The following is a 17,747-nucleotide window of genomic DNA, read 5'->3' as shown; positions in this document are numbered from 1 at the left end:
CAGGAATGCTCCTTTAATAAAAAATCTACTTTCATTAGACCATAACATTGTTTGAGTATTATGAATTTTATATTTATATATTGTAAATTTTTGTAATAGTTGAGTATTTTTCTTAACTATAGAAGTTGCACTCGAATAAACCGTACTGTATATTACCTTGATTTACTGGCTCGTAAGTAAGCAGCCAAATCATCTGCTCTTCCTGCCAGTCTCCTTTGTTGTTGTCAATTGTCGGTGAAAGTCGTTAATCCCCAACAATTGAACGCCTACATAGCACTTTTCAGGATTCATTTTGTTAATCGATACTGCCAATGCGGTCGAAACCGTCAAAGTACTTGCCAAAACAAAACCGGAATGACCTTTTCCATCATTTCTCCTGTTTCCCCCTTATGTTTGGACATCATTCAATGAAAATTTTAACAATAAGTTCCTATATTTTAACAAAATTTTAACAAAATTTACATTATATGATGATGCATATAAATTAATGAAGGTTTTGTATCAAATCGGAGGTTGTCAGCCGTTATGCAAAAATGGAAAACACAACAGGTGCAGCTATTACCTTAGACATAAGGTAATAATTGAAAAGTTTTTTTATTTTATTACGGTAAGTTGAAAGTACTTTTAAAAGTAGGTAAATATTGGATTTATCAACAAATTTTTAAGAAAAGCTATTATATAATGACTTTAGATTTGAAAGAAAGGAGTTGAAAATCCCCCTGTAATTAAAATGCCTAGGATGATGACTTAAAAAAATAATATAGATTAGAAACGGTAGCTAGGAAGGAGAAAAGGAAATGAATTATGATACCAGCCTACTTGATGAAAAGGAGAGAAAATTAGCCCGTTATTTGGAAGAGCACACAACAGATGAAGTTTTGAAAGAAGCCCAGGAATACATTCCATCCCTCCGTTCTCATTCAGATATTTTCCGTAAGTTGAGCGAAATGAATATACCACAACCCGTCATAAACACTATCATTTATTATGTTCTTGCCACGAATAACCAACAACTCGTGACTTATCAACTATTGATGTTAGCTGATTTATGCAGAAAGTGCAAAATAAAGAATGCTCAAGCAGCTATTACATTCTGTAAACAGTACTATTCATATCATACTCAAATAAGTCAAGAAGCTTAAAATCGATTTTCCCTTAAGAAAAAAGGTGAACTGAATCTATTTGGTGATTGAAGGGTGATGACTTTCCATGAAAAATCGTAATAAAAGGCGAAAAAAGAAACGTGACTTCTTAAAGGATTACTTGAAAAACAAGTTAAAAAATTGGAAAACTAAACCTGTAAAAGAACCTGTATTTCACTATAAAACGCCGGCATAACAGTTCAGGCGCCACAATCCAAATTAACATCCAAGGTTAGTAACTCATAACAATTTTCTGTAAAATTTACAGGGAAAGGCTTTTTGCATGATCCGGGAAAAATAAAATGGAATTGAAAAAGGAAAAATTTTTATACTGAATAGGAGGATCATCGTGCGAAAAATTGTATTCACCGTTACAACAACACTTTTAATTGGTATTGCATCTACCGTTCTAGCAATGCCTCAATCGCACATTACCAGTACAAAAGAGCAAAAACTAGACGATCAGTTCCGGCAGCTTTCCCGTGATACGAAGTGGCAGCAAAAAGAAAAGATTCATCTACAATTTAATGCCTATCACCCGCAAGGAATGACTCGAATTGGAGACCTCTATTATATGTCCTCCGTGGAAATCATCGAAAAACCGGTGAAGTATGACCAGCCCAAAGATGGCTATGATCGTACTCCTGGAAAAGGGGTCGGTCACCTGTTTGTCTTTAACAAACAAGGTAAGCTGCTGAAAGACATCCAACTGGGGGAAGGAATCATCTATCATCCGGGCGGCATTGCATTCGACGGCAAATCCATCTGGGTTCCTGTGGCAGAATATCGTCCCAACAGCCACTCCATTGTTTACAAAGTAAATGATGAGACCATGAAAGTGGAAGAAGCATTCCGGGTCAATGACCACATCGGCGGACTGGTTCGTGACGCCCAAAGTGGAAAACTTATAGGAGTGAGCTGGGGCTCGCGTAAATTCTATGAGTGGAATGAAAAAGGCCAACAGCTTCGTGTAAAAGAAAACTCCAGTCACTTTATCGATTATCAGGACTGTGAAGGTGTAGGCCAAGGTAAAATGGTTTGCAGCGGTATTACTGAACTGCCCAACCCTGCAACTGACTATTCTAAGCCTTACGAGTTAGGTGGATTAGCCTTGCTTGATATGAAAAGATTGAATACGATTCATGAAGTGCCATTAATGGAGTTTTCTCCACAAGGACATGTCATTACCCGTAACCCGGTGTTTCTGGAGAGTGCTGGTCAAGGGCTGCGACTTTATGCTGTACCGGATGACGATGATGCGTCCTTGCTGGTGTATGAAACAACCAACCTTAAATAATAAACAGTAGGACCTGATAGAAGCTTGTATCGTAAAATAGAAAAAAGAGCTATTCTTCTTCAAAAAGCATAGGAAGAATAGCTCGTTATATGATTGCCTCACTAAGAAACCCGGTGCTATTCCTTCTTCCCCAAAAGCCGCTTCATGAATGCAATAAAATATCTTCTTTCTTCTCTCTGCATGTGAACGTCCTGCCGCGATCGTTTCCACTTTATGTAAAAGATAGAGTGAATATAAAAACAATTCCTTTTTCCTAGATGTTTATTATTTTATTACCTTTTATACAAATTAATGTTTATGATAACATCATTTTGTAATTTATAAATTAGGAGGGAATTGGAACATATGTGGAAAAAATCAATGATGGCTTTGCTTCTCGGTTTTGCATTCATTGTTGCATCAACGACGAATGCATATGCGGCAAGTGTTAACGTTTGGTTAGATCCCGGCGATTATGCAGACGGATCCAGCAAACTGTGGGTTCCTACAAACGGGAAATACAGGTGGGGTGTAACGGTGAATTCCGGCAGCTTGTATAGCGTAAGATATTATCTTAAAAAAGACGGTGTTACGATTAAAAGCGGAATTATAAGTTCTGGCGGGTCAATCGGTCCTTTAATCTATTCGGCAAATCCTGGAGGATACTACTCCCTGCACCTTGATTGCAACCCAAATGATTCGGATTTCGGTTGCAAAGCATACGGGTTTATTCAAAACTATTAATCACATAAAAAAGTGCTCATCTTAACATGATATGATTCCCTTATAGTAGACAGAAAGAACCTAAATTTGTTTGCTATGGAGGGGATTTTTTTATGGACAAAAACTATGATATCGCGTTTAAGAAAAAAGCGGCGGATTTATACCTAAAAGAAGAGATGGGATACCAAACAGTGGTAAAAAGAATGAAGCATTGATTTTTCCATGGTTCGACGTTGGGTGAAACATCCAGGACACATTCTGCCAATTTTGCCAACTACTTCAAAGATACGGGATGAAAGCCAGTATGTCGAGAAAAGGCAACTGTTGGGACAATGAATGCATGGAGAATTTCTTTAGCCAATTTAAGACAGAGTGTTTTCGTCTTTATTTTTTCCGCACCGCTTTATGTTTTCGAAACAGGAAGGGAACATTTTTCTTTTTATGTTCGTCCGGCTGGCTTGAGGAGATAAAATATTTATAAGAAAATACAGAAAATTTATTGACTTCCATGGGCAAAAGGAATATCCTAATTATGAAGTTTGAAAAGCAGAGGAGAGATGAGCAATGAGTTTAGTTCAGAGCAGAAAAGGTTATTTTGGCGAGTTTGGCGGGAGTTTCGTGCCGCCGGAACTGCAGGAAGCGCTTGATTACTTGGAAGAACAGTTTTTAAAGTACAAAGATGATCAAGAGTTTAATGATGAATTCAAGTTTTATTTAAAAGAGTATGTCGGGCGTGAGAATCCGCTTACTTTTGCAGCTCGGCTTACCGAGCGTTTAGGCGGGGCGAAAATTTATTTGAAGCGTGAAGATTTGAACCATACAGGTTCACATAAAATCAATAACGTCATCGGACAAATTTTGCTTGCGAAACGAATGGGAGCGAAACGCGTCATCGCTGAAACGGGGGCGGGACAACATGGTGTCGCCACCGCGACGGCTTGTGCGATGTTTGGCATGGATTGCACCATTTATATGGGTATGGAAGATACAAGACGCCAGGCATTAAATGTGTTTCGCATGGAGCTTTTAGGCGCAAAAGTCGTTCCGGTATCAAAAGGACAAGGAAGATTAAAGGATGCAGTCGATGAAGCGTTAAATGACTTTGTTCAAAACTATAAGGACATGTTCTATTTGCTTGGTTCAGCGGTTGGACCTCATCCGTATCCAAGTATCGTTAAACATTTTCAGTCTGTCATAAGCGAAGAAAGTAAACAGCAAATTTTGGAAAAAGAAGGACGTTTGCCTGATGTCGTCATCGCTTGCGTTGGCGGTGGAAGCAATGCGATTGGAGCGTTTGCTCATTATATTGATGAACCAAGCGTACGTCTGATCGGCGTCGAACCGGAAAAAGCGGCGACGCTTACAAAAGGTGTCCCATCCGTGCTTCATGGGTTTAAATGTTTAGTGTTGCTAGATGAAGAAGGAAATCCTCAGCCGACTTATTCGATTGCCGCTGGTCTTGACTATCCGGGAATTGGTCCTGAGCACAGCCATCTGAAAGTTTCAGGACGTGCCGAGTATTATACGGTGACAAATGAGGAAGTTCTTGAAGCATTTCAACTTTTATCGAAAACGGAAGGTATTATTCCAGCGCTTGAGAGTGCCCATGCGGTTGCTTATGCGTTGAAGCTGGCGCCGGCATTAAGCAAAGAGCAAATCATTATCGTCAACCTTTCAGGACGTGGAGATAAAGACGTGGAGCAAGTATTTCATATGTTAAAACAGGCATAAACGACTTGGAGAATTGTAATGTGTCAGGAGGCTGTCTCAGGATATGAGACAGCCTCTTTTATTTGGATAGTCAAGTGGCTTTAAACATTACCATAACAAGGCGGTTGGTAAGAATTACTTTCGCTAATGGTCATTGAAATATCTTACATGGTGTCGCAGGCATGTATCTGATTTAAGATTCTAATGATATGATATCAAGAAAAAAGAATGGCTATGTCAAAATAAATATATCAAGTCTAATCCTTGCTGGTCCACTTGTGTAAAGGATTTTTTTATTATTCCACTCCTCATAGAAGAAATAAATTTCTTCCATCATCTGTGGAGTTACACAGGACATTGAGACTGGAGAGCAAATGGTTTATGTCGTGTTCTTTGTAGGGATTGCTATCCACCGTGCAGATTTTTTTGAAATGCATTGACTTACGAGTCAATATTTCTATATAATGGAATTGACTGATCAGTCAATGGATGCAAAGCCACCCGAAGGAGAGGAATGTATGAAAATTGTAGATATCAAGAATTTGACCAAGACTTATAAAAAGAACCGGGGAATTAAAAACCTTACCTTTTCCATTGAAGAAGGAGAAATTTTCGGGTTTATCGGTCCGAACGGAGCAGGCAAGAGCACAACCATTCGAACACTGTTAAATTTCATTTATCCGACTAGTGGGAGTGCGACTATTTTTGGAAAAGATATCATCAAGCACTCAAAAGAAATAAGGCAAGACGTGGGCTATCTGCCGTCTGAAGTCCATTATTACGATGATATGAAGGTGATCGACTTATTAAAATACTCAGCTGGCTTTTATAAAAAATTTAATCCGAAGAGAATGAAAGAACTGGCGGAAAGACTTGACTTGGATCTCCATAAAAAAATCGAAGATCTCTCGTTTGGTAATCGAAAAAAGGTGGGGATTGTCCAGGCGCTTTTGCATGAGCCAAAACTTCTTATATTGGACGAACCGACAGGCGGACTCGACCCGCTGATGCAAAACACCTTTTTTGAACTTCTTGCAGAGGAAAGAAAGAAGGGGACAACGATCTTTTTCTCCTCCCATATTCTTTCTGAAGTGCAAAAGATGTGTGATCGGGTCGCCATTATTAAGGAAGGGGAACTTGTTAAAGTAGAAACGATTGAAAATCTTACGAAGAAAAATTTGAAATATATCACGATTACATTTGAACGAGCGGAACCAATAGACCTCAAACTGGAAGGAATAGTGAAGAAAGAAGTAAAAGGAAATGAAATAACGTTGCTTTACAGCGGGGACATAAAGGCGCTTCTAAATAAATTGAATGCCCTGCCGATTAAGGATTTGTTAATCGAAGAGCCGACTCTCGAAGAAGTATTTATGCATTACTATGAGAAGGGCGGGGTTGACAATGATTTTTAAGAGAGAGTTGAAACGAAATTTAAAATCATTAATCATTTGGAGCATCGTACTCAGCGGTCTTATTTTATTAACGCTAAGTATTTATCCTCAGTTTGCCGAGCAGCAAAAAGAAATGACAAAGCTGCTTGAGTCCTATCCGGAATCGATTAAAAAAGCGTTTGGAATGAATGAGCTAAACATGGGAGATTTGATGGGATTTTACGGTGTAGAAATCTATATGATGACTACCCTTTTGGGAAGCATATACTCGGCAATTCTTGCATCCAATATCCTTGCCAAGGAAGAAAATGAAAAAACGATTGAATTTTTGTTGTCAAAGCCTGTCACAAGAAGCCAAATCGTAACAGAAAAACTTCTGGCCGTTTTGGTAAATATTTTGATCTTTAACGGGATTTCGACGATAGCAAGTATCATTGGATTTCAATTTGCAAAAGACCCAGATGTTCCGACTGACACGTTTAGTTTGCTAATTGTCGCAACGATATTGCTTCATTTGACTTTCGGTGCTATTGCCTTTATGTTGTCATCGCTCATGAAAAAAACACGAAATATCCTTTCCATCTCACTGGGGATTGTCCTAGCTGCCTACTTTATGAATGTGATGGCAGGGATATCGGAAGACTTAGAGTTCCTAAAATATTTCAGCCCGTTTAAATATGTGGACGCCGCCTCCATTATTAATGATAACGAGCTGAAGCCTCTGTATATCTTTATTATGGCTGCGGTCATTTTGATTAGTATATTCACTGCATATATGGTATATAGAAAGAAAGATATTGCAGTCTAATAAGAGGTGTTAGAATTGTATTCAGCTTTTGAAAAGCAGCCACAAGAAAAAAAAGACCTGATAATCAAAGTGGCCATCGAGGAATTTGTGAAAAATGGCTATGAAAAAGCCTCTACAGATGTCATTACGAAACGGGCGGGAATTTCTAAAGGGCTCCTTTTCCATTATTTTAGGAGCAAGAAAAACTTGTACCTTTATTTAGTGAATTATGTGAAGGACTTTCTGACGGAAATAGCAATGGAAGAATTGAAAAAAATTCAATCTGATGATTTCTTTGAAAGGATCAAAGAAATCGTCCTGTTGAAACAAAAACTGACGGTTCAGTACCTCCAAGAAACTCAGTTTATCACGGATGCCTTCATCAATCCTCCTGTGGCAGTAAAGGAGGAAATGGAAGAAATCATTAAGAAATACTACGAAGCTTATCAGGAAGATTTTTTGCTAGAGCATGTTTATATTAAAGACCTGATCCAAACGGAAAAACTTAGAGAGGATATCTCCGTGGATACCGTGATCCGCATGACCATGTTTATCGCTGAACAGCTGTCTAATAAGTATTTGGCTCTATACAAAAATAAGCAAATTGATATCATTAATATGACGGAGTCTGTGATAAGAGAGCTGAATGATTATCTTAAGATTGTGAAATATGGGATCTATAAATCAGAATAGAATTTTTGCTTTCTTTTCCCGTGGCGTTTAGCTACGGGATTTTTGCATATTATTTTAAGATTTGTTGAAAATTATTTAAAAATAAGACATTCTCAAGGTGTATTGCGCAACAGATGAATATGTTGTAACCTTTTAGTTGTTTTTACAACGAAATACGACCGTTCATCTTCTTATCTAGAGAGGCGGAGGGACTGGCCCGAAGAAGTCTCGGCAGCGGACTCGGTTTCGAGTGCTGTGCCAAATCCAGCAAGCATCATGCTTGAAAGATAAGAAGGGTTTCTTATATAGATACGTATAAGGCCTCTTCTTATGTTCAGATAAGAAGAGGCCTTTTCTCTATGTGAATAGGCCCTTCGAAAAAATATAAAATGAGGTGGAAAGAGTGGAGTTAAAAAAAGGAAATCTATTTGCGTTATTTCCGTTTGTTGTCTTTTTAGTGTTGTTCATTGGTGCAGGAATTGTTACGGGTGATTTTTATAAATTTCCAGTCATTGTGGCGATTTTGATTGCGGCAAGTATTTCGTTGATGATGAATCCGAAAGAGTCTTTAACGAAGAAGGTTGAAGTGTTCACCAAAGGGGCTGGAAATGCCGATGTTATGTTAATGGTCATCATTTTCTTATTAGCAGGGGCATTTTCGGAAGTAACCAAAAAAATGGGGGCTGTTGAATCAACGGTCAACTTAGCTCTTTCCGTTATTCCGCAAAATTTATTAATAGTCGGTTTATTTATCATTGGATGTTTTATCTCCATTTCGCTGGGGACTTCTATGGGAACGATTGTAGCATTAGCGCCGATTGGAGTCGGAATCAGCGAACAAACGGATATTTCTTTGGCATTATCGATGGCAGCTGTCATTGGCGGTGCCATGTTTGGAGACAACTTATCTTTTATCTCAGACACAACGATTGCGGCAGTACGAACACAAAATACGAAAATGAAAGATAAGTTTAAGGTGAACTTTTTCATCGTTTTACCAGCAGCCATTATCACCATCGTTCTTTTCTGGATATTTACTGCTGGAGAGCAAGCGGAAATGACGAATCAATCTTTTAATTGGATAAAAATTTTGCCTTACCTTGGTGTATTGGTGACTGCATTAATGGGTGTCAATGTACTAGTTGTGTTAGCAGGCGGCATTTTATTAGCAGGGATCATCGGCCTTCTTGATGGAAGCTATAATGCAATGGGCCTCATTCAAGCCATCGGTGACGGGGTCGCTGGAATGCAAGAATTGTCGCTGCTTGCGATTTTAATTTCCGGTATGGTGGAAGTCATTAAACATAACGGTGGAATTGATTATTTACTTCAATTAGTAACAAGAAATGTAAAGTCGAAAAAAGGAGCACAATTTGGTATCGCAGGGTTAGTGAGTTTAACAAATCTTTCAACCGCAAACAATACGATTTCCATTTTAATTGCTGGCCCACTTGCGAAAAACATTGCAGATCAATATGACATTGATCCGCGTAAATCTGCCAGCATATTAGATATTTTCTCATGCTGTTTCCAAGGGCTCATCCCATACGGTGCGCAAATGCTTTTGGCAGCAGGTGTTGCTTCCATTTCACCATTAAGCATTTTGCAGTATTCATTCTATCCAATCTTAATTGGAGTTTGTGGTATGCTTGCGATTGTGTTTGACTATCCAAAATTGAAAACGCCAAAAGAAGTGAAGGTGGACTTACAAGCGAATAAAGCGATATAAAGAATAGGTCTCTGATATGGAGACCTTTTCTTTATGGGGGTGCTCTGATATGTGAGCGTTTCCGTTTGTGAGATGATTTCCTTCTTTCATAACCACAGTCCAAAATAGTGACTATCACTACTTAAACAAGTCATAGTTGCTCCGTCAAAAAATATATTTTTTCTTCACTTTCTCTTTAAACTAATCTACTACGATTTTGTGGAAAGCCAGATGAGGGACGTGGCTGTTTGTTTTTCATCATTCGATTGAACCCCTGTTTATTCTGTTAGTGGTTTTTCTATGATTTAAGTTAGGATGGAAGTATACAAAAGCTCACTGACTTATACCATTATCACATTATTTTGAGGCAACTACTTGATACGCGGCTTGGTTAACATCGAGTTTTATCCACCGCTTGTTTTTCCTCTGTATCGATGCGAGTGGGGAATTCGTCCGCTGATGGTTGTAACGCCGGAAAATTCGTGATAATGCCCTCCGCCTGGAAGTGGAATAGCCGGTCCGGTAACGCCCCTTATCTCATGTCTATGTCCATCATCGAAGGAGGTAAATGTAAAATAACGGTGTGTATGCGGAACACCGCTTGGCGCAGGTTCTGTCACGCCAACAAATTTATGGCTATGGCCTACGTCAAAAGAAGTAACCCCAGAGAATTGGTGAACATGCACAGGCCTGCCATCCCAAGTAGTAATATACAGGTTATGCGAGTGATAGGAGTCGGAATCATCAGAATGAACCAAGTATCCATTTACAGGTATTTCCATTGTTTTTCTCCTTTCATTCATCAAATATTTGGCGAGGAGACCCCACCTGAATGCTCCGTTTTTCAGGTGGGGAGGAATCGCCATGATATTTCACTAAAGTAGTATAATAGAATTAATGAACTATTTACCAAAAGGGGGTGAACCCATGGAATTGACCTTGACCGCCAAAGTGAAATTGAACCCCTCCCCGGAGCAAGAGACGCTCCTGCATGAAACACGTTCCGCTTATCAAAGAGGATGTCAATATGTTTCAAACATGGTTTTCCAAAATAAAATCCTCAAACAACGAAAATTACATGACCTGACTTATCGCCATTTGCGGAGTGTATTTTCTCTGAAATCTCAAATGGCCCAGTCCGTCGTCAAAACCGTAATTGCCCGCTATAAGTCGCTTCAATCCAATGGGCATCAATGGAACTTGGTCTGTTTCAAAAAAGGGGAATACGATTTAGTTTGGCATCGGGATTACACCCTTTGTGGGGACGTGTTCTCCATCAACACCCTACATGGTCGTATTAAAGTTTCCTTTGAACGAAAGGGAATGGAACGATACTTTGATGGTATCTGGAAATTCGGAACGGCCAAATTAATATACAAAAACAAGAAATGGTTCCTCCATATCCCGGTGTTCAAACAAGTGGAAGATGTCGATCTAGGAAATATCCGCCAAGTGGTTGGGGTGGATTTTGGGGTCAATTTCCTTTGCACCGCTTACGATTCCCAGGGTAAGACCACATTTTTCAGAGGAAAAGCGGTCAAACAGAAACGCAGCCACTATCAACGGTTGCGGCAAGAGCTGCAAAAACGGGGCACCACCTCCGCCAGAAGGAGCCTGAAGAAAATCGGTCAACGAGAAAACCGTTGGATGACGGACATCAATCACTCCGTTAGTAAGGCACTCGTTGAAAAATACGGACCGAACACGTTATTCGTAATCGAAGATTTAACCGGTGTCCGCCACGCAACCGAGAGAGTGCGACTGAAAGACCGCTATGTGACGGTATCCTGGGCGTTCCGCCAACTTCGGGAAATGCTGGAATACAAGGCTATGCGGAATGGTTCGAAAGTAATAGCGGTGGATCCTAAATTCACCTCACAGACCTGCCCAAAATGCGGCCATACCGAAAGAGCCAACCGGGACAAAAGGAAACACTTGTTTTGTTGCCGCAATTGTGGTTACCGTTCCAACGATGACCGCATCGGGGCAATGAATCTCCAGCGGAAAGGCATCGAATACATTTCCGCTGTTACAGGCGGAGCAGGTCTCCGTCTGTAGGGCAGCTGTCAATCTGCCCCTAATGTGACGCCACGCTCCATTTTTGGAACGAAAAGAGGTAGGAGTCAAAATGACGCTTGCACTACTGGGCAGTCACAAGCTCCCACTTCAAACCGTTAGGCTAAGTGGGGGTAGTTGACTTTCCATATATCATATGATGAGGAGTGTATCGATGTTATAGGTAATTGGATCGGATTCCTTTTGTTTGCCGCAAAGCAAAAGAAGAATTTAGAGCCATGGAAACAGATGGAATAGCTGAATTGTCACAATTTTTTATAACCAGTTGATGATGTTTAATGCTAAAATAATAGAAAAAAACAGCAGGTGAACAAGTTGCACATTTCAAACACCAGCGAAATTTTTGTTTATTTTACTATAGGAGCCACCAAACTGTTCATATGTTGCGGAGGTGTGTTGACATGAACAGTCGGCGGGAGGCTGTCAAAGAAATGTGGAAGCGCTTTATTTTTGAAGATGAACTAGATGAAAAGCTTTCTTCCATTGTCAAAGACTCATGGATTCGATCAAAAAAATGGAAGGTAGACCCTTTTCAGCCATATGGCCAAATAAAAAAAATTGAAACGGAACGGTACAAAAACCTTATTGATTGGTCCATGCCATTAATGGAAGGGCTCTATTCCATCGTAAAGGGGTCCGGATTTTTAGTCATCCTTTGCAATGAAAAAGGTCAGCTATTAAAATCAATTGGCGATCCGGATACTCTAAAAATGGCTGTTCAAATTGGTTTTGTCGAGGGGGCGGATTGGAGCGAACAAACCATGGGTACCAATGCGATTGGAACATCCATTGTTATTGATCAACCTGTACAGATATTTGCGGAGGAACATTATTCGCAAATATGCCAATCATGGACTTGTTCCGCGGCTCCGATTCATGATTCAAAAGGCAACATTATCGGAGTATTAAATGTCTCCGGCCCATATGAAAAGGTGCATCCCCACACATTAGGGATGGTGGTTTCAGCGGTCAAAGCTATTGAGTATCAATTAAAATTAAATGAAAATACGGAAAAAAATATCATGATGCAAAGGTTTCTGGAAGCGACAACCAATAATATGAAAGAAAGCATCCTAATTATTGATACGGAAGGAAAAATTATAAAGGCCAACGATCAGCTGAAGAAGCTCCTTTGTCTTGATCAGTCGCACCTAGAAGGGAAAAAGATCAACGAAATTTTTATAAATAAATCCATTGTCTCCAATAAGCCTGTCTATCTGCAAAACCAAGAACTCCATTTAAAGGTGAAGCCATCAAGAAATACCCATCATGTAATGGTCGATAAAATCCCCATCTATAAAGACAAACATTGGATTGGTTCGATGATCATGGTGAAAGAAATCCAAAAAGTGCGCCAATTTGTCAATCACTTATCCGGAAACCAGGCAAAAATAACGTTTGATGATATTATCGGGCAGCATCCTCATTTCATTCAAAAACTGAATGAAGCCAAACTTGCCGCAGAGACCGATTCAAACGTTTTAATATTAGGGGAAAGCGGGACGGGAAAAGAAATGCTTGCACAAGCAATCCATAATGCAAGCAAGAGAAAAAACAAACCGTTTATTGCCATCAATTGCGGCGGAATCCCTCGCGATCTTCTTGGCAGCGAGCTGTTTGGCTATGTGGAGGGTGCTTTTACTGGAGCCAAAAAAGGAGGAAGTGCAGGAAAATTCGAACTTGCTGACGGCGGCACTCTCTTTTTAGATGAAATTGGTGAAATGTCTTTGGAAATGCAGGTCCTTCTTTTACGGGTCATTCAGGAAAAAGAAGTAATGCGGATCGGCGGCCATAAAGTGATACCGGTGGATGTCCGGATTATTGCAGCTACGAACAAAAATCTCCGTGAGGAAGTTCAAAAGGGAAGCTTCAGGGAAGATCTGTTCTTTCGTCTCAATGTCATGCCGATTACCCTGCCTCCTTTGCGGGAAAGAAAAGAGGATATACCGCTTCTTGTCCGTCACTTTATCGGTAGGCTTTGCAAAAAATTAAACAAACCGTTTCCAGAAATCCGACAAGACTTTTTAGAAGCTCTCATTCAGTACGACTGGCCAGGGAATATTCGGGAATTGCAAAACATACTAGAAAGAACGTTAAATCGGAATACAAAACCAATTTTGTCTGCAAAAGATTTACCGGAAGAAGTGTTTCAAATGTTTCCAGGGCAAAAAAAGGAGGAGATGTTGGTACATAGAGATGAGATCAAAAAACAGTCTATTGTCCAGGCGTTATGTTTATGTAATGGGAATATCACGAAAGCAGCCAAACATTTGGGAATTTCCAGAAGCACTTTTTATCGACAAATGAAAAAATTTAACATTGCTTATTAACAAAATTATTGTTTCATTTTGTATCAAATTGTATCAATATGTGGCAACAAAGTGTTCCAAAATGGGACACTTTGTTTCTTTTTACTGAAAGAATATTAATTGAATCTATTATCTCGTAAAAAATTTCTAGATTTTTTGATAGAACGATGAAACTATTTGTGGCAAATTGATCAATTTCATATTCAATAGCTTCCTTCCCCTCATTCGTCTGTGTTGGCACGTTTTTTGCGTATTAATAGAGATGAAAACGTTTTATTTTCAATGAAGGAGGAGTGCAAGTTGGCGACGATTTCTTTGGATCATCTTACTTGGATGTACGAAACAATGTACAAAATTCGTTATTACGAGGACAAAATGGCAGAAGCTTACGCCGAAGGAAAAAACCCTGTCTTTAATATCGGTGCAGGGCCTGTACCGGGTGAAATGCATTTGGCGACGGGGCAAGAACCGGCCGCTGTCGGTATATGTGTTCATCTAAAGAAAGAAGATACGGTAACGTCCCCGCACCGTCCGCACCATCACGCGATCGCAAAAGGAGTAGATTTAAATAGAATGACCGCCGAAATCTTTGGGAAAGTGACTGGACTCGGAAAAGGCAAAGGCGGGCATATGCACTTATTTGATCCAGATGTCAAATTTTCCTGCGGAGGAATTGTCGGAGCGGGCATTCCACATGCACTTGGGGCGGCGCTTGCAGCGAAGAAAAAAGGGACGGATTGGGTAGCGGTTGCTTTTATTGGGGAAGGAGCGGCCAACCAAGGAGCTTTCCATGAATCTTTAAATATGGCAGCACTGTGGAACTTGCCGCTTATTGTCGTGATTGAAAACAATCAATACGGAATTTCTGTCCCTAAGTCCGCATCCACATCCGTCCCATCCAATGATATAAGAGCTGTTGCTTATGGAATGAAAGGATATTATGTGAAAGATAATGATCCGATCGAAATGTACCACGTTTCAAAAGAAGCAGTGGAACGAGCGAGAAAGGGAGAGGGGCCATCGATTATTGAAATCGAAACTTACCGTTATTTAGGGCATTTCCAAGGAGATCCAGAAGTTTACAGAGATAAAAACGAAGTTACTTTACTAAGAGAAAAAGACCCGATTGTTCGTATGCGCCAAATCTTAATCCAAGAATACGGAATAGAAGAACAACAGTTAATCGAACTGGAAAATAAGGCAAAGCAAGAAGTCGAAGCCGCTTATCAGTTCGCGCGCGAAAGCGATTATCCTGAACCGGAAGATGCTTTAAAGGATCTTTTTGTCTAATCACTATATGGAAAGGGGTCGTAAAAATGCAAAAAACAAAGCAACGCTTATTGACGGGAAATAAAGCGATTGCAGAAGCGATTAGATTAGAAATGGAAAGAGATCCAAACGTATTTGTCATGGGGGAGGATGTCGGTGTATACGGAGGGATTTTCGGAGCAACCGAAGGATTATTTCAACAGTTCGGTCCTGAACGGGTGATCGATACACCGATTTCTGAAACGGCTTTTATTGGCGCTGCGATTGGAGCGGCTGCAGAAGGAATGCGTCCGATTGTCGAATTAATGTTCGTCGATTTCTTCGGCGTCTGTATGGACCAAATTTATAACCATATGGCAAAAATTCCGTATATGTCAGGGGGCCGGGTTAAGCTGCCGATCGTGTTAATGACCGCCGTTGGCGGAGGATACAGCGATGCTGCCCAGCATTCCCAAACATTATATGCCACTTTTGCCCACCTGCCGGGAATGAAAGTGGTGGCGCCATCCACTCCGTATGATTTGAAAGGAATGATGATTTCCGCCATCCGGGATGATAATCCAGTCGTCTTTATGTATCACAAAACATTGCAAGGATTAGGATGGATGGATCAATTGGACGCATCCGTTGGACATGTTCCGGAAGAAGCGTACACTGTGCCAATCGGCAAGGCAAAAGTGGTAAGAGAAGGGACAGACATTACGATTGTGGGCATCCAAATGACGACCCATCATGTTTTAGAAGCTGCGAAAAAACTGGAACAACATGGAATTCAAGCGGAAGTCATCGATTTGCGTTCACTCGTTCCGTTAGACCGCGAAACGATCCTTCAGTCGATTAAAAAGACGCATCGTTTGCTTGTTGTCGATGAAGATTACTTATCATACGGAATGACGGCGGAAATCGCCGCAATCGCCGCTGAAGAAGGTTTGTATGATTTAGATGCGCCGGTCAGAAGATTAGCTGTTCCGGATGTGCCAATTCCATACAGCCGTCCGCTTGAACAATTTGTCTTGCCAAATGCAGACAAAATTTTTCACGAAGCAATGAAACTAGTAAATGAATAAAATCGATTTCCATTACAGGAGGTAGCCATGTTAATAGAAGTAAAATTGCCTCGACTATCCGATGCTCATGATGAAAGCTTGATCACCTTCTGGCACGTTTCAGAAGGTGATTCCGTAGAAAAAAACGATACGCTCGTTGAAGTTCAAACAGAAAAAGCTGTTTCGGAAATTGAGGCTCCAGATTCCGGTGTTGTAAAAGAAATCCGAAAAAAAAGAGGTGAAACTGCCGCGGTTGGAGATGTATTGGCCATCATTGAAACAGCAGCTTCATCAGAGGAACAACCAAAAGTGGTACAAGAGGTTCCGGTGGAGAGAAAGGCTACTCCGCGTGTAAAAAAATTAGCCAAAGAACTCGGGGTCGATTGGCGCCTTGTCACTCCAACCGGGCCTAACGGCAAAATCACGGAAGAAGACATTCGAAACGCGGCAAAACAAGGCGAAAACGAAAAACAACTAAACCGGTTTGTAAAAGCAGCACCATCCGTGCGCAAATTCGCACGAGAACACAATGTGAACCTTGATGAGGTGACACCAACCGGGCCGAACGGAAGAATACTAAAAAGCGATGTTGAGGCTGTCATCGCCAAACGAAAATTAGAACATACAGAAGCAGAGAAAGAAGCGGCAGCCAGCAAGGAAACAACGAAAAAAGAGGCCATCACACAAAGTCAACGAAGAATCCCGCTTACTGGCATTCGAAAAGCGATTGCAAACGCCATGGTTCATTCAAAATCGGTGATCCCGCATGTGACTCATTTTGATGAGGCCAATGTAACAAATCTTGTGTCCCATCGCCAAAGAGTAAAACCATTTGCGGATGAAGAGGGAATTAAACTCACCTATTTAGCTTATGTAGTCAAAGCATTAACTGCTGTGCTGAAAAAATACCCGATGTTAAATGCTTCATTGGACGATGAACGAGAAGAAATTATCTTAAAGGATGAATATCATATCGGATTCGCAGCTGATACCGACCGTGGCCTTGTCGTTCCGGTGATTCAACACGCAGATCAAAAGTCGTTATTTCAAATCGCCAAAGAGATCCAGGAACTTTCAACAAAAGCAAGAGATGGTTCCATCAAAGCGGATGAAATGACAGGATCCACGTGTACGATATCGAACATCGGATCAGCGGATGGTTCCTGGTTTACGCCGATTATCCATCATCCAGAATCATGTATTTTAGGAATCGGCAGAATTGAGAAGAAACCTGTCGTGATCAATGATTCGATTGAAATCGCTTCGATGATGGCTTTATCACTCAGCTATGACCATCGGTTAATCGATGGCGTTTTAGCGCAAAAAGCTTTAAATGAATTGAAAAAATATTTAAGCGAACCGGATTTGTTATTTGTAATATAAAAATTCCGGCAAACAGGATGGTTTTCTTTTGTTGTAGGCGAATACAAGCAAACAGGGACCCTGGGAAATTCCTCAGGGTCCTTTTTTGCTTTTCATCTATTTGAAGAACCAAAACAGCTTCCTCATTTTTGAACTAATCTCACTTTCACTTTCTGAACGGTGCCTGGCACCGTTCTCCCAAAGATGGCTTCTTTTCATTATTTTGCAACAATTATCATAAAATGTACAATAAAAATATATCAATTAACCCGT

Annotated in this window: 14 protein-coding genes and 1 riboswitch; of the genes, 13 read left to right on the top strand and 1 reads right to left on the bottom strand. The window is 40.4% G+C overall.

Going from position 1 to position 17,747, the window contains the following annotated elements:
* Positions 1-797: 797 nt before the first annotated feature.
* The 8 genes from GCA01S_RS17290 to GCA01S_RS17255 all read left to right on the top strand — a co-directional run bounded on the left by GCA01S_RS17290 (position 798) and on the right by GCA01S_RS17255 (position 9,433).
* Positions 798-1,142, top strand: coding sequence for a hypothetical protein (locus GCA01S_RS17290; RefSeq protein WP_017437759.1), 345 nt, complete (start codon positions 798-800; stop codon positions 1,140-1,142).
* A gap of 349 nt (positions 1,143-1,491) precedes the next feature.
* Entirely contained in the window at positions 1,492-2,439 is a 948-nt protein-coding gene (locus GCA01S_RS17285) for a DUF6454 family protein (RefSeq protein ID WP_052510063.1), read from the top strand.
* A 345-nt stretch (positions 2,440-2,784) separates the two neighbouring features.
* Entirely contained in the window at positions 2,785-3,162 is a 378-nt protein-coding gene (locus GCA01S_RS17280; RefSeq protein WP_042411874.1) for a hypothetical protein, read from the top strand.
* A gap of 543 nt (positions 3,163-3,705) precedes the next feature.
* Positions 3,706-4,872, top strand: coding sequence for a tryptophan synthase subunit beta (trpB, locus tag GCA01S_RS17275; RefSeq protein WP_042411872.1), 1,167 nt, complete (start codon positions 3,706-3,708; stop codon positions 4,870-4,872).
* A 497-nt stretch (positions 4,873-5,369) separates the two neighbouring features.
* The gene (locus GCA01S_RS17270) at positions 5,370-6,266 is read left to right on the top strand and encodes an ABC transporter ATP-binding protein (protein ID WP_042411871.1); all 897 of its coding nucleotides are present in this window, start codon (positions 5,370-5,372) and stop codon (positions 6,264-6,266) included.
* Positions 6,256-7,053: an ABC transporter permease subunit gene (locus GCA01S_RS17265; RefSeq protein ID WP_017437766.1), complete on the top strand. Its 798-nt coding sequence runs from the start codon at positions 6,256-6,258 to the stop codon at positions 7,051-7,053. Before GCA01S_RS17270 ends, GCA01S_RS17265 begins: the two co-directional genes overlap by 11 nt.
* Before the next feature lie 15 nt (positions 7,054-7,068).
* A complete protein-coding gene (locus tag GCA01S_RS17260) occupies positions 7,069-7,725 on the top strand; it encodes a TetR/AcrR family transcriptional regulator (RefSeq protein WP_017437767.1) in 657 nt (218 codons plus the stop codon).
* A 167-nt stretch (positions 7,726-7,892) separates the two neighbouring features.
* Positions 7,893-7,998: riboswitch (SAM riboswitch) on the top strand.
* A 109-nt stretch (positions 7,999-8,107) separates the two neighbouring features.
* Positions 8,108-9,433 (top strand): Na+/H+ antiporter NhaC family protein, encoded by a 1,326-nt coding sequence (locus tag GCA01S_RS17255; protein ID WP_042411869.1) that lies wholly within the window; start codon positions 8,108-8,110, stop codon positions 9,431-9,433.
* Between the two features lie 383 nt (positions 9,434-9,816).
* On the opposite strand, the gene GCA01S_RS19635 is transcribed toward GCA01S_RS17255, so the two are convergent.
* The gene (locus GCA01S_RS19635) at positions 9,817-10,194 is read right to left on the bottom strand and encodes a YmaF family protein (protein ID WP_071997971.1); all 378 of its coding nucleotides are present in this window, start codon (positions 10,192-10,194) and stop codon (positions 9,817-9,819) included.
* Between the two features lie 145 nt (positions 10,195-10,339).
* On the opposite strand from GCA01S_RS19635, the gene GCA01S_RS17245 reads away from it, so the two are divergent.
* From GCA01S_RS17245 to GCA01S_RS17225, 5 genes are all read left to right on the top strand, one after another.
* Complete coding sequence (locus GCA01S_RS17245) at positions 10,340-11,470, top strand: RNA-guided endonuclease InsQ/TnpB family protein (protein ID WP_042411865.1); 1,131 nt, start codon at positions 10,340-10,342, stop codon at positions 11,468-11,470.
* A 419-nt stretch (positions 11,471-11,889) separates the two neighbouring features.
* Positions 11,890-13,818, top strand: coding sequence for a sigma-54-dependent Fis family transcriptional regulator (locus GCA01S_RS17240; RefSeq protein WP_042411864.1), 1,929 nt, complete (start codon positions 11,890-11,892; stop codon positions 13,816-13,818).
* A gap of 261 nt (positions 13,819-14,079) precedes the next feature.
* Positions 14,080-15,087, top strand: a complete 1,008-nt coding sequence (locus GCA01S_RS17235; protein WP_042411863.1) for a thiamine pyrophosphate-dependent dehydrogenase E1 component subunit alpha — start codon at positions 14,080-14,082, stop codon at positions 15,085-15,087.
* 26 nt (positions 15,088-15,113) lie between these two features.
* Positions 15,114-16,133 carry an alpha-ketoacid dehydrogenase subunit beta gene (locus tag GCA01S_RS17230; RefSeq protein ID WP_042411861.1) on the top strand — a complete coding sequence of 340 codons (1,020 nt, stop codon included), beginning with the start codon at positions 15,114-15,116 and terminating at the stop codon, positions 16,131-16,133.
* A gap of 27 nt (positions 16,134-16,160) precedes the next feature.
* On the top strand, positions 16,161-17,495 hold the full coding sequence (locus GCA01S_RS17225; protein ID WP_042411859.1) for a dihydrolipoamide acetyltransferase family protein: 1,335 nt from the start codon (positions 16,161-16,163) through the stop codon (positions 17,493-17,495).
* The last annotated feature ends 252 nt before the right edge of the window (positions 17,496-17,747 follow it).

Origin of the sequence: Parageobacillus caldoxylosilyticus NBRC 107762, assembly GCF_000632715.1 — a bacterium.
Classification (GTDB): Bacteria; Bacillota; Bacilli; order Bacillales; family Anoxybacillaceae; genus Saccharococcus; species Saccharococcus caldoxylosilyticus.
This window is presented reverse-complemented; position numbering and strand designations above follow the sequence as displayed.

Coding starts and splice junctions, on each gene's coding strand:
- GCA01S_RS17245 (WP_042411865.1), top strand. CDS start 10,340: ATGGAATTGACCTTGACCGCCAAAGTGAAATTGAACCCCTCCCCGGAG.
- trpB (WP_042411872.1), top strand. CDS start 3,706: ATGAGTTTAGTTCAGAGCAGAAAAGGTTATTTTGGCGAGTTTGGCGGG.
- GCA01S_RS17280 (WP_042411874.1), top strand. CDS start 2,785: ATGTGGAAAAAATCAATGATGGCTTTGCTTCTCGGTTTTGCATTCATT.
- GCA01S_RS17240 (WP_042411864.1), top strand. CDS start 11,890: ATGAACAGTCGGCGGGAGGCTGTCAAAGAAATGTGGAAGCGCTTTATT.
- GCA01S_RS17290 (WP_017437759.1), top strand. CDS start 798: ATGAATTATGATACCAGCCTACTTGATGAAAAGGAGAGAAAATTAGCC.
- GCA01S_RS19635 (WP_071997971.1), bottom strand. CDS start 10,194: ATGGAAATACCTGTAAATGGATACTTGGTTCATTCTGATGATTCCGAC.
- GCA01S_RS17230 (WP_042411861.1), top strand. CDS start 15,114: ATGCAAAAAACAAAGCAACGCTTATTGACGGGAAATAAAGCGATTGCA.
- GCA01S_RS17270 (WP_042411871.1), top strand. CDS start 5,370: ATGAAAATTGTAGATATCAAGAATTTGACCAAGACTTATAAAAAGAAC.
- GCA01S_RS17235 (WP_042411863.1), top strand. CDS start 14,080: ATGAAGGAGGAGTGCAAGTTGGCGACGATTTCTTTGGATCATCTTACT.
- GCA01S_RS17265 (WP_017437766.1), top strand. CDS start 6,256: ATGATTTTTAAGAGAGAGTTGAAACGAAATTTAAAATCATTAATCATT.
- GCA01S_RS17225 (WP_042411859.1), top strand. CDS start 16,161: ATGTTAATAGAAGTAAAATTGCCTCGACTATCCGATGCTCATGATGAA.